General features: G+C 34.9%; 11 protein-coding genes. 9 read left to right on the top strand and 2 right to left on the bottom strand.

Annotated elements, in window-relative coordinates; genetic code table 11:
• Nucleotides 1-613 precede the first annotated feature (613 nt).
• On the bottom strand, nt 614-1,630 hold the full coding sequence (locus RB619_RS17025) for an LLM class flavin-dependent oxidoreductase (protein ID WP_308099669.1): 1,017 nt from the start codon (nt 1,628-1,630) through the stop codon (nt 614-616).
• Between the two features lie 98 nt (nt 1,631-1,728).
• The gene (locus tag RB619_RS17030) at nt 1,729-2,937 is read right to left on the bottom strand and encodes a polysaccharide deacetylase family protein (RefSeq protein WP_308099671.1); all 1,209 of its coding nucleotides are present in this window, start codon (nt 2,935-2,937) and stop codon (nt 1,729-1,731) included.
• A gap of 167 nt (nt 2,938-3,104) precedes the next feature.
• Between RB619_RS17030 and RB619_RS17035 the strand changes: the two genes are divergently transcribed.
• From RB619_RS17035 to RB619_RS17075, 9 genes are all read left to right on the top strand, one after another.
• Nucleotides 3,105-4,451, top strand: coding sequence for a sigma-54 dependent transcriptional regulator (locus RB619_RS17035; protein ID WP_308099673.1), 1,347 nt, complete (start codon nt 3,105-3,107; stop codon nt 4,449-4,451).
• Nucleotides 4,452-4,721: 270 nt separating this feature from the next.
• The gene (locus RB619_RS17040; RefSeq protein ID WP_026730398.1) at nt 4,722-5,003 is read left to right on the top strand and encodes a hypothetical protein; all 282 of its coding nucleotides are present in this window, start codon (nt 4,722-4,724) and stop codon (nt 5,001-5,003) included.
• Between the two features lie 180 nt (nt 5,004-5,183).
• Nucleotides 5,184-5,261: a K(+)-transporting ATPase subunit F gene (kdpF, locus tag RB619_RS17045; RefSeq protein ID WP_081909388.1), complete on the top strand. Its 78-nt coding sequence runs from the start codon at nt 5,184-5,186 to the stop codon at nt 5,259-5,261.
• A 106-nt stretch (nt 5,262-5,367) separates the two neighbouring features.
• Complete coding sequence (kdpA, locus tag RB619_RS17050) at nt 5,368-7,089, top strand: potassium-transporting ATPase subunit KdpA (RefSeq protein ID WP_308099676.1); 1,722 nt, start codon at nt 5,368-5,370, stop codon at nt 7,087-7,089.
• 201 nt (nt 7,090-7,290) lie between these two features.
• Nucleotides 7,291-9,348 (top strand): potassium-transporting ATPase subunit KdpB, encoded by a 2,058-nt coding sequence (gene kdpB / locus RB619_RS17055; RefSeq protein WP_308099678.1) that lies wholly within the window; start codon nt 7,291-7,293, stop codon nt 9,346-9,348.
• Nucleotides 9,349-9,599: 251 nt separating this feature from the next.
• Complete coding sequence (locus RB619_RS17060) at nt 9,600-10,151, top strand: K(+)-transporting ATPase subunit C (protein WP_308099680.1); 552 nt, start codon at nt 9,600-9,602, stop codon at nt 10,149-10,151.
• A 363-nt stretch (nt 10,152-10,514) separates the two neighbouring features.
• Nucleotides 10,515-11,591, top strand: coding sequence for a porin (locus tag RB619_RS17065; RefSeq protein WP_308099682.1), 1,077 nt, complete (start codon nt 10,515-10,517; stop codon nt 11,589-11,591).
• A gap of 215 nt (nt 11,592-11,806) precedes the next feature.
• Nucleotides 11,807-12,931 carry a sensor protein KdpD gene (locus tag RB619_RS17070; RefSeq protein ID WP_308099684.1) on the top strand — a complete coding sequence of 375 codons (1,125 nt, stop codon included), beginning with the start codon at nt 11,807-11,809 and terminating at the stop codon, nt 12,929-12,931.
• Nucleotides 12,932-13,163: 232 nt separating this feature from the next.
• The gene (locus tag RB619_RS17075; protein ID WP_308099686.1) at nt 13,164-14,882 is read left to right on the top strand and encodes an ATP-binding protein; all 1,719 of its coding nucleotides are present in this window, start codon (nt 13,164-13,166) and stop codon (nt 14,880-14,882) included.
• Nucleotides 14,883-15,061 lie beyond the last annotated feature (179 nt).

The raw sequence follows: 15,061 nt of genomic DNA on the forward strand, positions 1-15,061 counted from the left end.
CGGGTGCAAAAGTAGCACCTTTATCCAGTTATACAAGCTTTTTTATCCTCTTTTTTTAATCTTTTTTCCATCTTTTTCTTAACTCGCTGATAACCGTTTCTTTACAGGCGCGCTTTTTTTCATCGCAAGTAGGATTTTTCCTTTTATAGACGTGTTTTTACCATTTATCAATCTGTTTTGCCCTTAGATTTTGCAGAGTTTCTAGCCTTCAGCCTTCTTTTCTGCCAAGAAATCAAACTTTGAAATCTGCTTTTCGGCCGTTTTTAGTCCCGCAGAGGCGCAGAGGCGCAAAGTTTTTCCTCTTTTATTCTGTTTTTGTTCCCGAATCGATGTTTCTTTCGCTGAATTTCTTTCTGGAAACCTACACCATAGCCCCGATAGGAGCGGAAATCCTTTTGCTTTTTTCTTTAAAAAGCAAAAGATTGTAGCGCATAGCGGGAATAGCTCCATATAAATAAAAATCTAATATCCTAAATTCAGTTTTCTACTCTTATATATATTATAGTATAGTTTTCTGCATATACATTATATTATGTATAAAAAAAACAAACCCGACAGGTTTTGAAAACCTGTCGGGTTGTATGAATAAAATCTACTCTTATATATATGTATACTATATATGTTTAGCTTCGTTCAAACTATCTATTACTTCTTTTGTGATTTGAATGCTTTTCAATTTTGCTTCATGATCAAAAATAGGACTTGTCGCCATCAATTCATCAATGTTAGCGTAGTTGATAAACTTTTTTAAATCTGTAATCAATTGTTCTTTATTTCCTGTAAATGTTCCGGCGGTCATCTGATTGACATGATAACGTTCTGCTTCATTCATAATGTCATCTAATGAAGAGACTGGCGGTTGCAAACCTTTACGATCATTTCTAATTAAGTTTAAAAACATTTGATACAAACTTGTAGATAATAATTCGGCTTCTTCATTTGTGTTTGCTGCAATTATATTGACACAAGCCATTGTTTTGGGTTCATGTAAATATTCTGAAGGCTGAAAATTTTCGCGATAGAATTCAAATGCCTGAATCATCAGTTTTGGCGCAAAATGTCCAGCGAAAGCATAAGGTAAACCATAAGCTGCTGCTAAAGCCGCACTTTCCATACTAGATCCTAAAATCCAGATTGGAATGTTAAGACCTTCGGCTGGAAATGCGCGCACTTTTCCTGTTGCGTTTTCAGAAGAAAAATATTCTTGGAGTTTACTTACGTTTTGCGGAAAACGTTGTGCCTGCTCAAAAAAGTCTTTTCGAATAGCTTCTGCAGTTGGCTGATCTGTTCCTGGAGCTCTTCCCAAACCTAAATCAATTCGGTTTGGATAAAGCGTTTCTAATGTTCCGAATTGTTCTGCCACTACTAAAGGGGAATGATTTGGAAGCATTATTCCTCCCGAACCTATGCGAATATTCTCGGTCTGACTTGCGACATATCCAATTAAAACTACAGTTGCTGTACTTGCAACATGTGCCATATTATGATGTTCTGCAAGCCAGATTCTTTTGTATCCTAATTTATCCGCTAATTGCGCGATGTCTTTTGTTTTTTTAAATGTTTCTGATGCGTTGCTGTCTTGCGTAATGATTGCAAGCTCTAATATTGAAACTGAAATTGGTTTTTTCATATAAAATAATACTAAGGTGCAAAATTAACTCATTTATATTGATGCACTTTGCTTTCTAATGTTAATTGAATTATAATATTTGTAGCTACAAATGTTTATCACTTCAATTTCAGATGAATCAGTTTATGGCTTGTTTTACCATCATCTTTTACAATTAAATCTTTACCAGATTCTATTTCAAATTTTGAAGAAGTGTCAATCGCTAATGAAATTTCACGATATCTAAATGCTTCAGGAATTTCAGGAATTACAATTTTCACTTCTACATCTTTTCCTTTTTGCTTGTAATCAATTTTTACTCGGTCTCTTAACCAAATATATTCGTAAACTTCCTGCCACGGCGCCATCCAGATTGAATCGTTTCCTTTTACACCATATTTATCTGCAAGCGCTGCCATATAATATTTGAAATCAGGAAAACGCATGCTTAAGTTCCACAAATTTGTATTTCCTGTTCCGTGAGTAAATTCGTTAAACCAAATTGGATTTGGTTGTTTTACAATTGAATCTAAAGTTTTCAAATAACGATCCATTGTTTTAAAACTAATGGTATCTTTTGAACTCTGCACAAAAGTTCTGGCCGTAATCATTTTATCGAGATTCATTTTTGAATCAATTTTAAAAATTGGGCCAACACCATAATAAGACGCTACTGAAAAATGTCCGTTATTAAGTGCCTCTTTTTCATATTCCAAATAATACTTGTCATCACCTTCTCCGCCCGGAACTACAAAATGAGACATTGTAAAACCAAGATTTTGTTTTATTGAAGCTGTATTTCCGGTTACTTCTGTCAAATAATTTGTGCCGTGTTTTGTTGCGTGATGAAAACCATGATTTAAAATATCCCAACCGGCGTTATACATTTCTTTAATTTCGGGCCACGAAAGATGCCCACGGTTTGCTGGCAAATCACGAATTGCACCTCCATTAATTGCCAAAGCCAACTTAAAAGGGATATTATTTCCGAATCCGTCTGAATAAAAAAGTCCACTTGAAGTTGTTCCGTCTCCGCCTTGATCAATTTTCCATTCATTTTTATCTGGATTGCTGATTTTTCCACCCTTCAATAATGGAAATGCAGTTAAATAAGCTGATCGATATCCATCATCGAGCGTAAAACTGTAAGCGAAATGTTTGTTATACTTTAAAGGAGCAACTTTAATTTTGACTTTTTCTTCCGACTTTAATTTAATTTTAAATGAAATTGTCTTTGATTTTGAAGAATCTATTTCGGTTATTTCATTTGAAAAGCAAGTAAAATATCCGAACAATAATATAACGATTAGAAGATGGCGTTTTAACATAAATGAGATGGGTTCAATTTTTGCTTAAAAGTACATTTCTTTTTGAAAAAATTATTTTAAAACCAATCACTCTTTTGAAAATAATTTCTGCTGAATTAAAAAAGTAAAGTGATTTAAAACCTAAATTTGTATATCAAAACACCAATTCGGTTTTAGCTTATCTGCAAATGACACACAAAATTTTAATTATAGACGACGAAGAAAAACTTAGAAGTCTGCTGGCGCGAATTATAAAATCGGAAGGATTTGAAGTTTTTGAAGCCAAAGATTTAAAATCAGGTTTTAAGAAACTGGAACAAACAGAAATTGATGTCGTTTTATGTGATGTAAAACTGCCGGACGGAAATGGTGTTGATTTTCTACAGAACATAAAAGGAAGTTTTCCGTTGACGGAAGTGATCCTGCTAACCGCTTTTGGAAATATTCCAGATGGTGTTCAGGCAATGAAAAATGGCGCTTTCGATTATATTGTAAAAGGCGACGATAATGATAAAATTATCCCGCTTCTTTATAAAGCGGTTGAAAAAGTGCATTTGCAAAAGAAAGTACAACAGCTTGAAAAACGTATCAACGATAAATATTCTTTCAGCACTATAATCGGAAAATCAAAAGGAATTGAACAGGTTATTGATCTTGCTCAAAAAGTGGCAAAAACTGATTCGACTGTTTTACTAACTGGTGAAACCGGAACCGGAAAAGAAGTTTTTGCGCAGGCGATTCATGAAAACAGCAACCGTGTGGGGAAATCTTTTGTGGCCTTGAACTGCAGTACTTTCACAAAAGAAATTTTAGAAAGCGAACTTTTCGGTCATAAACAAGGTGCTTTTACAGGAGCTGTAAAAGATAAAAAGGGTTTTATTGAAGAAGCAAACGGCGGCACTTTATTTCTTGATGAAATTGGTGAAATGCCAATTGATCTTCAAGCGAAATTATTGCGTGTTTTAGAAACTTCCGAATATATTCCCGTTGGTGACACCACTCCAAAAAAATCAAATTTCCGATTAATCGCTGCAACAAATCGTGATTTAAAAACTGAAAGTGATGAACATCGCTTCCGTTCTGATTTGTATTTCCGTTTGAATATCTTCGAAATTAAGCTTCCGTCTTTACGAGAAAGAATCAAAGATATTGCAGTTTTGACAAATCATTTCGTAAAACAGTTTTCTGAAAAAACGAATAAGAAAACATTAAACATCTCAGATGATTTTCTGCAGAAGTTAGAAAATTATTCCTGGCCAGGAAATATCCGCGAACTTAAAAATATCATCGAAAGATCGGTTATTTTAAGTAATGGTGATACTTTAACTTCGGATGTTCTGCCATATGAAATGCAGCATCAGGCTGAAAATAATTCTAAACCAATGTCGGCTTTCTCAATGCAGAGTGTTGAGAAACTGCATATTCATAAAGTTTTGAATTACACAAAAGGTAATAAAGCTGAAACGGCACGATTATTAGAAATTGGAATTGCAACTTTGTATAGAAAGCTAGAAGAATATAATATACAGTCGTAATCCTGCAAGGTTTTCAAAACCTTGTAGGTTTAGATTTTACATAATTTTAAACTTTACACTTAAATAGAATACCTACAAGGTTTTGAAAACCTTGCAGGAAACGTAACAACCATATCATTTCAATAAAAGCTTATCATTTTGATAGGCTTTTTTTATGCCTAATTTTTGGCACATAATTACATTCCTTTTATTGACAGCACTTTAGCTATAACTTGATTTTTTCGGAACATATTTTGGCATAAGGAAGGAGAACATTAAAATTCATTCCAAATGAAAAATCAAGTAACCTCAATCTACAAGCAAGCAGAACGCTTTGCCGAAATCACCAAAAAATCTATTATTTCTGGAAACATCGTTCGTGCAAAAAAATGCCTTGCTCTTGCCGAACGTTTGTTTATTACAGGAAGTATCGAAACTAAAAATGCCATTTCTAATGTGTATGTTTTCTCAGTTTCTTCTTTTATGGAAGTGCGCCACTGCAATATTTCTCATCTATTTCCGCAAACACTTAAAGCGGAATATATAAAGCAGGTTAATGCTTCTGGTGTATAAAAAGTTTAATCGGTTAACTGTTTAATTGTTTAATCGAAAAAATCTGAAATCTATCCCGATAGCTATCGGGACTTAAATCTAAAATAATCTCCTATGATCACTTTTCTTTTACTCGGGCTGGCCGTCGTGCTGTTTGCCATTTGTTTTCTCTCTGTTGAATTTTTTGAAAAAATCTAAATCATGACTGCACTATTTATCATTTCAATCGCCGTTTTCGTGTATTTGGTATATGTATTAATCAAACCTGAAAAATTTTAAATCATGTAAAAAGTGAAATGCTTTAAGTGAAATGTAAACGCAAATTTTATTCATCAACTCATTTTACAAATCACCTCTCACCTTTTCACTAAAAAATATAAAAATTATGAACACAGAATTATTAGGCGTCATTGGTATTTTTATCCTAACCATTGTTTTAGCGATTCCTTTAGGGAAATATATTGCTAAAGTTTATTTAGGAGATAAAACTCTTTTTGACCCGATTTTCAATCCAATTGAAAAATTTATCTTTAAAATCAGCGGTATTAATCCTGCTGAAGAAATGAACTGGAAACAACACTTAAAAGCACTTTTAAGTATTAATATGGTTTGGTTCTTTCTTTGCTTTTTTGTCTTATTGTTTCAGGGATCTTTACCATTAAATCCAGATAATAACCCGTCAATGACACCTGATCTGGCATTTAATACGGCTATTTCATTTATCGTAAACTGCAACTTACAGCATTATTCGGGCGAAAGTGGCGTTTCTTATCTTTCACAAATCGTCTTGATGTTCCTTCAATTTGTTTCTGCTGGTATCGGAATGGCGGCTGCTGCCATGATTTTCACGGCAATGAAAGAAAGAACAACAGAAAAATTAGGTAATTTTTATAATTATTTCATCAAAAGCTGTACTCGTATTTTATTACCGCTTTCAGCAATTGTAGCTGTTGCGCTAGTATTTAGCGGAACTCCAATGACTTTTGAAGGCAAAGATGCTATTACAACGCTTCAAGGTGATCATGTAGAAGTTTCTCGCGGACCCGCTGCAGCCTTTATTGCTATTAAACATATTGGTACAAACGGTGGCGGATTTTTCGGAGCCAATTCAGCGCATCCATTAGAAAATCCAACTTATTTTACGAATGGAGTTGAGCTTTGGGCACAAATGATTATTCCGTTTGCGATGATTTTTGCTCTTGGATTTTACCTCAACAAAAGAAAATTATCAAATATCATATTTGGTGTAATGACTGTTGGATTTTTACTTCTGGTTGTTCCAACAGTTATGAGCGAAATCAACGGAAATCCAGCCATCGAAAAAATGGGTATCGCACAGGCAACCGGAGCGATGGAAGGAAAAGAAGTTCGGTTTGGTCCGGCAATGTCAGGATTCTGGAGTATTGCTACAACAGTAATTTCTACAGGTTCTGTAAACAGTATGCACGATAGCTCGATGCCTATTTCTGGCGCTATGCAATTATTATCTATGATGGTAAATGCCTTTTACGGCGGATGTGGTGTTGGTATTTTGAACTATTATATTTTTATTATTCTAGCTGTATTTATCTCCGGATTAATGGTTGGCCGAACTCCCGAATTTTTAGGGAAGAAAATTGAAGCTCGGGAAGTTAAAATTGCAGCTTTTATCGCCATTCTTCATCCATTATTAATCTTGGCCGGAACTGCTTTAGCTTCTTATTTTGCTGCACATGATACCGCAATGGGTTATTGGTTTAGCGGAAATGCAACAGGCTGGTTAAATAATCCTGGAAATCACGGATTCTCAGAAATGTTGTACGAATACACTTCAAGTGCTGCCAATAACGGTTCTGGTTTTGAAGGTTTAGGAGATAATAATCCGTTCTGGAATATTACCACAGGAATTGTATTACTGTTGAGCCGTTTTATTCCAATCATTGGGCCATTGGCAATTGCAGGTTTACTGGCAGGTAAAAAATACATTCCAGAGAGTGCAGGAACTTTAAAAACAGATACCTCAATTTTCGGAATCATGACTTTTGCGGTTATTGCAATTATCGCCGCTTTATCGTTCTTCCCAGCGTTGGCACTTGGACCTTTAGCGGAATTCTTTACTTTAAAATAATAACTCATTTTTCAATGCTGAAAATATTTTAAACACATAGAAACATAGTTTTTTCTTTACCTCAAAAAGAAAAATCAAAAGAAACTAGTTCCTAACACATAGCTATGTGTATTGATGCAAGTGAAACGCCTTTTCCTCAAAGTTAAAAATCTATGTTTCTATGTGTTTTAAAAAAATCAGTTAAACAAAATAACATAAAAAATGACAACTAATAAATCCACATCATTGTTTGAAAGTAAACAGGTAAAAGAAGCATTCTTGCAGTCTTTTGTCAAGCTGAATCCAAAAATGATGATCAAAAATCCGGTAATGTTTACCGTAGAAATTGGAACAGCCATTATGTTTGCTGTCTGCATTTCAATATTAATGGGTGCAAATGATCAAGGAAGTTTTACTTATAACCTAATTGTGTTCTTGATTTTACTGGCAACGCTTTTATTTGCCAATTTCGCTGAAGCCATTGCCGAAGCAAGAGGAAAAGCACAAGCCGACAGTTTAAGAAAAACAAGAGAAGAAACTCCTGCAAGACAGATTCTGCCAAACGGAGAAATCAAAAATATCAGTTCTTCGGCATTGAAAAAAGACGATATTTTCGTTTGTGAAGCTGGTGATTTAATTGCTGCTGACGGAGAAATTATCGAAGGCCTGGCAACAATCGACGAAAGTGCTATTACCGGAGAAAGTGCTCCTGTAATTCGGGAAGCTGGCGGAGATAAATCATCTGTAACTGGAGGAACAAAAGTATTATCTGATAAAATAAAAGTAAAAGTAACTTCTGAACCAGGCGAAAGCTTTTTAGATAAAATGATTGCTTTGGTTGAAGGTGCGAGCCGTCAGAAAACACCAAACGAAATTGCCTTAACCATTTTATTAGCCGCATTTACTTTAATATTCGTGATTGTGTGCGTTACGCTAAAACCGTTTGCCGACTATGCCAACGCTCCCATCACGATCGCGGCTTTCATTGCTTTGTTTGTATGTTTGATTCCAACTACAATTGGTGGACTACTTTCTGCGATTGGTATTGCGGGAATGGACAGAGCATTACGAGCTAACGTAATTACAAAATCAGGTAAAGCGGTTGAAACTGCTGGAGATATTGATGTTTTGCTTTTGGATAAAACTGGAACCATTACCATTGGAAATAGAAAAGCGACCAATTTTTACCCAACAAAAGGAATTTCTTTTGATGATTTCGTGAAATCGGCTGTTTTGAGTTCGCTTGCAGATGATACTCCGGAAGGAAAAAGTATCTTGGAGTTGAGTGAAATGATCGATGTAAAAAATGAAACGAAAGCAAGTTTCTTAAAGACTACTTCTGATATTTCACATACTATCAAATTTACGGCAGAAACCAGAACTTCTGGAGTCGTATTAAAAGACGGAACTAATATTAGAAAAGGGGCGCAAGATGCTGCAAAAAACATTGCACAACAAGCTGGAAATGTATTTCCAGAAGATACTGCACAACAAGTTATTACTATTTCATCTAACGGAGGAACCCCATTAGTAGTAATCAAAAATAATGAAGTTCAAGGTGTTATCGAACTTCAGGATATCATTAAAACCGGAATGAAAGAACGTTTTGAGCGCTTGCGCAGAATGGGAATCAAAACGGTAATGGTTACGGGTGATAATCCGCTTACCGCTAAATTTATTGCCGAAGCTGCTGGTGTTGATGATTTTATTGCCGAGGCTAAACCTGAGGATAAAATGAATTACATCAGAAAAGAACAGGCTGAAGGAAGATTAGTTGCCATGATGGGTGACGGAACAAATGATGCTCCTGCCCTTGCCCAAGCCAATGTCGGCGTTGCAATGAACAGCGGAACTCAAGCGGCAAAAGAAGCAGGAAACATGGTCGATCTTGACAATGATCCAACGAAATTAATCGAGATTGTGGAAATTGGAAAACAGCTTTTAATGACTCGAGGTACTTTAACTACTTTTTCTATTGCAAATGACGTTGCGAAATATTTTGCTATTGTTCCTGCTCTTTTTATTACTGCGATTCCTGCGCTTCAAGGTTTGAATATTATGCATTTGCATAGTCCTGAAAGTGCGATTTTATCGGCTGTAATTTTCAATGCGATTATCATTCCGATATTGATTCCGCTTGCGCTAAAAGGGGTTGATTATCGTCCAATTGGAGCGAGTGCGATCTTAAAAAGAAATCTTTTGATTTATGGTCTTGGTGGATTGATTGTTCCATTTATCGGAATAAAAGTTATCGATTTGTTAGTAGCACTATTTATGTAAAAAAAAGGTGCTAAGGTTCTGAGATGCTAAGGTGCTAAGTTTTTTTTCTTAGTCCCTCAGAACCTTAGTCCCTTAGAACCTCAAAAAAGGTACTGAGATGCTAAGATTCTAAGAGACTAAGGTTTTTCTCTTAGAATCGTAAAATTCAGGAATCTTTAAAAACTAAATTAAAAACATGACTTCGATTTGCTAAGCTTCTTGAAAAAAAACTTAGAACCTTAGCAACTTAGTCCCTTAGAATCTTCAAAAAAATGAAAAATCTATTTTCTATAATAAAACTTACTGTGGCTACTTTAATCTTGTTCGCAGTTATTTATCCTCTTGCGATTTATGGAATCGCACAAATTGCTCCAAATCAAGGAAAAGGAGAAACGATTTCGGTTAACGGAAAAGTGGTTGGTTACCAAAAAATTGGTCAGAAATTCGATAAGTCAAATTATTTCTGGGGAAGACCTTCGGCGGTTGATTATAATGCTTCGGGAAGTGCCGGAAGCAACAAAGGCCCAAGCAATCCTGATTATTTGGCTTTGGTTCAAAAAAGAATTGATACGCTTTTATTGGTTCATCCGTACTTGAAAAAATCTGATATTCCGTCGGATATGGTTACGGCTTCAGGAAGTGGTTTAGATCCGAATATTTCTCCGCAAGGGGCTTTGATTCAGGTAAAACGAATTGCTAAAGAAAGAAAATTAGACGAATCGAAAGTAAAAGCTTTGGTGGAATCTAAAATTAATACTGCTGTTGTTGGTCCTGAAACTGTGAATGTTTTGGAATTGAATGTGGCTTTGGATCAGCTTCGCTAAGATGCTAAAGTTCTAAGATACTGAGATTCTAAGTTTTTCTATGCGCATTCTTGTCATTTCGACGTAAGGAGAAATCACACTCGTAATTCGACAAAGATTGGCGATTAACTGTGCGGAGTTTCTAGTGTGATTTCTCCTTACGTCGAAATGACAAAACGAGATGCTGAATCAAAAACTTTAAAATTAAATACCTACAAGGTTTTGGAAACCTTGCAGGAAACGAAAACGCCTTTTTACCCCAAATGCCCTAGCCCCGATAGTAGTGGAAATCCTTTTTCTGGCTTTTTTAGCCAGGAAAAGATTGAAACGGATAGCGGGATTAGCTCCTAAAAAATCTACTAATAATAATAGAATACCACAAAAATGAAAAAAATAATACTTACTGCTTTAATCGCTTTTGGTTTTAGCAATTTACACGCACAAGAAGAATCTAAAAGTCCATTGACATTTTCGGGATATGTTGACGCTTATTATAGTTATGATTTCGGAAAACCGGAAAATCATACTCGGCCAAACTTTTTTTACAGTTATAATAAAAGCAACGAGGTGAACCTGAATTTGGGAATGGCAAAAGTGAATTATTCGAAAGAAAATATTCGGGGAAATTTTGCTTTGATGGCGGGAACTTATGCCGAGTATAATATGTCTGCCGAACAAGGTTTGTTGAAAAATGTATACGAAGCGAATGTTGGTTTAAAGATTTCGAAAAACCATAATTTATGGGTTGATGCGGGAATCATGCCTTCGCATATTGGTTTTGAAAGCGCCATTGGAAAAGATTGTCAGACTTTAACTCGAAGTATTCTGGCTGAGAATTCTCCTTATTATGAAACGGGAGTTAAAATTGGTTATACTTCTGAATCTGGAGAATGGTATTTGGCGGGTATGTACTTAAATGGCTGGCAGAGAATTGAAAAAGTAGAAGGGAATCAAACGCCTGCTTTTGGAACTCAGGTTACGTATAAACCATCTGATCGGGTTACTTTGAATTGGAGTACTTATGTTGGAAATGAACAGCCAGATATTGATAAAAAATGGCGTTATTTCAACAACTTTTACGGGCAGTTTAAGGTAACGGAAAAGACAAATATTACAGCTGGTTTTGATATTGGATCACAGCAATCGGCTAAAGGAAGTGATAAATATGATACGTGGTTTTCGCCCGTTTTGATTCTGCAATACAAACCAGTTGACAAGATTCAGCTTGCAGTACGAGGAGAATATTACAGTGATGAAAAAGGTGTAATTATCGCAACGGAAACGCCAAATGGTTTTAAAACTTACGGATTTTCAGCTAACTTTGATTACTTAGTTACTGATAATGTTATGTTTAGAATTGAAGCCAGAAATCTTTCAAGTAAAGATGAAATTTTTACCAAAAACAATATGCCAACGGATACGAATACATTCGTAACAACTGCTTTGGCAATTAGTTTCTAGAATAGTTTTGCCACAGATTACACAGATTACAGGGATTATTGAATGGCTTTGTGTTGATTTATTTGCCACGAATTACACAAATTTTCACGAATTATATTAAATAAAAATTTGTGCAAATTTGTGTAATTCGTGGCTAAAAAAAATAATCCTTCTAATCTGTGTAATCTGTGGCTTTAAAAAAAACTTTGTGACTTAGCGCCTTCGTGGCAAAAATTATGGAAAACGAAAATAATAACGCACAGCACTTTCTCGATTTAATTCAGAAATCACGAAAGGGAAAGTTTAAAATCTACATTGGAATGAGCGCCGGTGTGGGAAAGACTTTTCGTATGCTTCAGGAAGCGCATTCGTTATTGAAAAATGGAATCGATGTGAAAATTGGCTACATCGAAACACATATGCGAAAGGAAACGCATGAACTGTTAGCGGGTTTGCCGATAATTCCGAGACGGACCATTTTTTATAAAGGAAAAGAATTGGAAGAATTGGATGTTCAAGCAATTATCAATCTTCGTCCGGAAGTGGTTATTGTTGATGAATTAGCGCACACAAACGTTGAAGGAAGCAAAAATGAAAAACGCTGGCAGGATGTTTTAGAGATTTTGGAAGCGGGAATTAATGTGATTTCGGCTGTCAATATTCAGCATATTGAGAGTTTAAATGAAGATGTAAAACGAATTACAAATATTGATGTTCAGGAACGAATTCCTGACAATGTTTTGCGATTGGCGGATGAAGTTGTGAATATCGACTTAACATCTGAAGATTTGATTGCGCGTTTGAAGGAAGGAAAAATTTATACTCCGGATAAAATTCAGACGGCTTTAACGAACTTTTTTAAATCGGAACAGATTTTACAGCTTCGGGAATTGGCTTTGAAAGAAGTAGCGAGTCAGGTCGTTCGAAAAGTTGAAAATGAAGTTCCGAATCTTCATGCTTTACGACATGAGAAGCTTTTGGCCTGCATTAGTAGTAATGATAAAACGGCTAAAATTGTGATTAGAAAAACAGCAAGACTCTCCAGTTATTATAACGGATTGTGGTATGTTTTGTATGTGGAAACTCCGCAGGAAAGCAGTAATAAAATTGCCTTGGACAAACAAAGACATTTAATTAATAACTTTAAACTCGCCGTGCAATTAGGCGCAGAAGTTATTAAACTGGAAAACAGTAATATTACAGATGCGATTTTGGCAACTGTTGAAGAAAAACAAATTACAACTGTCTGCATTGGAAAACCGCATTTGAATTTATTTAAAGTAATTTTGTCTACAACAATTTTTAGACGTTTGTTGAATAAACTGTCTTTATCAAACGTTGATCTTGTTATCCTGTCGTAAAAGTTTTTAAACCATATAAGTTATATAAGTTCATTTAAATTCGAGGCGTTGATTTTTTTTAACCGCAAAGACGCTAAGGTCTCGCAAAGCACGCAAAGATTAAAAAAACTTTGCGCCATGCTCTAGCGAACTTTGCGTAAAACTTCGCGTCTTTGCGGTTAAAAAAAAAGAAACTCTAATATTTTCTTATATCACTTATATGGTTCAAAAAAAAAATTAAATGTTTTATAAAATGAGAATTAAAACCAAATTGAATCTGGGAGTTGGATTATTATTTTTAATGATCATTATACTTTCTTTAGTGAGCGGTTATTCTGTTTTTTTGATAAAAGCAGACACGGAGAATATTCTGAAAGCAAATTATAATACGCTGGAATATTCGCGAAATATGATTTTGTCTTTGGATGAAATTAAAGCGAGCCCTGATAGCAAGATTCATGTTTTCAAAGAATATCTTGAAAAACAAACACAAAATGTTACCGAACCGGGAGAAAAAGAAGCAACCGAAAACCTTGAAAAAAGTTTTACGCTTTTAGAACAAAACGGAGCAAACGAAACCATAAAAGCAAAAATCAGACAGGATATTTTTGCTATTATGAAACTGAATCTGGATGCGATAAAACAGAAAAGCGATATTGCCAAACATACCGCCGAAAATGCTAATCTATGGATTGCCATTGTGGGAAGTTTATGCTTTTTGATTGCTTTTAATTTGCTGGTTAATCTTCCGAATAATATTGCCAATCCAATCAAGGAATTAACACTGAGTATTAAGGAAATTGCGAATAAAAATTATTCGGAGCGTGTTCATTTTACGAGTCATAGCGAATTTGGAGATTTGGCCAAATCGTTTAATACGATGGCGCAAAAACTTCAAGAATATAATGATAGTAATTTGTACAAACTCTTCTTCGAAAAGAAACGACTGGAAACTTTAATCAATAATATGAATGATCCTATTATTGGTCTTGATAATGAAGGAATTGTTTTGTTTGCCAATGATGAAGCGTTGAAAATTGTTGGTTTGAAACTGGAAGATGTTATTGGAAAATCGGCTTCTACTCTAGCATTGTCAAATGATTTGATTCGTTCTTTAATTTTAAAAGAAGATTCAGATTCTCCTAAAAAACAGCCTCTTAAAATTTACGCGCACGGAAAAGAAAGTTATTTCGAAAAGGAAATTCTGAATATCACCATAATTCCGACAGGAGAAGAAAAAGAAATCAATATTGGTGATGTTATTATTCTGCGAAATATTACGCTTTTTAAAGAACTGGATTTTGCCAAAACCAATTTTATTGCTACCGTTTCACACGAATTAAAAACACCAATTGCATCTATAAAATTAAGCCTGAAATTGCTTGAAAACGAAAAAACGGGCGAAATGAACGAAGACCAGAAACAATTGGTTGAAAGCATAAAAGATGACAGTCAGCGCTTGTTGAAAATTACAGGGGAATTGCTTAATTTATCTCAATTAGAAACGGGGAATATTCAGCTGAATATCGAAAAAAGCAATCCACATGAAATTGTAAATTATGCTGTTGAAGCTGTAAAAGTTCAGGCGGAACAAAAACAAATCAAACTGGTTATTGATGCCGATGAAAATCTTCAAGACGTAAAAGCCGACAGCGAAAAAACAGGCTGGGTTTTGATTAATTATTTGTCGAATGCGATTCGATATTCTTCTGAAAAAAGTACCATTCATATCAAACTTAAAAAAGAATTAAATCAAATTGTATTTCAGGTGATTGACACAGGAAAAGGAATTGATGCAAGATATAAAGACAAAGTTTTTGATAAATATTTTCAGGTTCCAGGAAGTCAGAAATCTGGAACTGGATTGGGTTTAGCAATAAGCAAAGAATTTATTGAAGCGCAAAACGGGAATGTTGGTGTTGAGAGTAATTTGGGATTGGGTAGCACGTTTTGGTTTTCGCTGAAGGTTTAAAAAAATTGTGAATTGTGAATTGTGAATTGTGAATTATTAAAAGAAAAAATATTAAAAGAGCTTCGGAGAAGCAAGATATTTATAGCTAATTTGATTCACATTGATAATAAGCTCCACCGGAGCGATATATTTCACCCCCGCTGGGGCTTAAAAAACGCGTCTAATAAATTTTCTATAAA

The organism is Flavobacterium sp. LHD-80, assembly GCF_030929605.1.
Taxonomy (GTDB): domain Bacteria; phylum Bacteroidota; class Bacteroidia; order Flavobacteriales; family Flavobacteriaceae; genus Flavobacterium.

Excerpts from the sequence above, each read along its gene's own strand:
- RB619_RS17025 (WP_308099669.1), bottom strand. The coding sequence starts at position 1,630 with ATGAAAAAACCAATTTCAGTTTCAATATTAGAGCTTGCAATCATTACG.
- RB619_RS17030 (WP_308099671.1), bottom strand. The coding sequence starts at position 2,937 with ATGTTAAAACGCCATCTTCTAATCGTTATATTATTGTTCGGATATTTT.
- RB619_RS17035 (WP_308099673.1), top strand. The coding sequence starts at position 3,105 with ATGACACACAAAATTTTAATTATAGACGACGAAGAAAAACTTAGAAGT.
- RB619_RS17040 (WP_026730398.1), top strand. The coding sequence starts at position 4,722 with ATGAAAAATCAAGTAACCTCAATCTACAAGCAAGCAGAACGCTTTGCC.
- kdpF (WP_081909388.1), top strand. The coding sequence starts at position 5,184 with ATGACTGCACTATTTATCATTTCAATCGCCGTTTTCGTGTATTTGGTA.
- kdpA (WP_308099676.1), top strand. The coding sequence starts at position 5,368 with ATGAACACAGAATTATTAGGCGTCATTGGTATTTTTATCCTAACCATT.
- kdpB (WP_308099678.1), top strand. The coding sequence starts at position 7,291 with ATGACAACTAATAAATCCACATCATTGTTTGAAAGTAAACAGGTAAAA.
- RB619_RS17060 (WP_308099680.1), top strand. The coding sequence starts at position 9,600 with ATGAAAAATCTATTTTCTATAATAAAACTTACTGTGGCTACTTTAATC.
- RB619_RS17065 (WP_308099682.1), top strand. The coding sequence starts at position 10,515 with ATGAAAAAAATAATACTTACTGCTTTAATCGCTTTTGGTTTTAGCAAT.
- RB619_RS17070 (WP_308099684.1), top strand. The coding sequence starts at position 11,807 with ATGGAAAACGAAAATAATAACGCACAGCACTTTCTCGATTTAATTCAG.
- RB619_RS17075 (WP_308099686.1), top strand. The coding sequence starts at position 13,164 with ATGAGAATTAAAACCAAATTGAATCTGGGAGTTGGATTATTATTTTTA.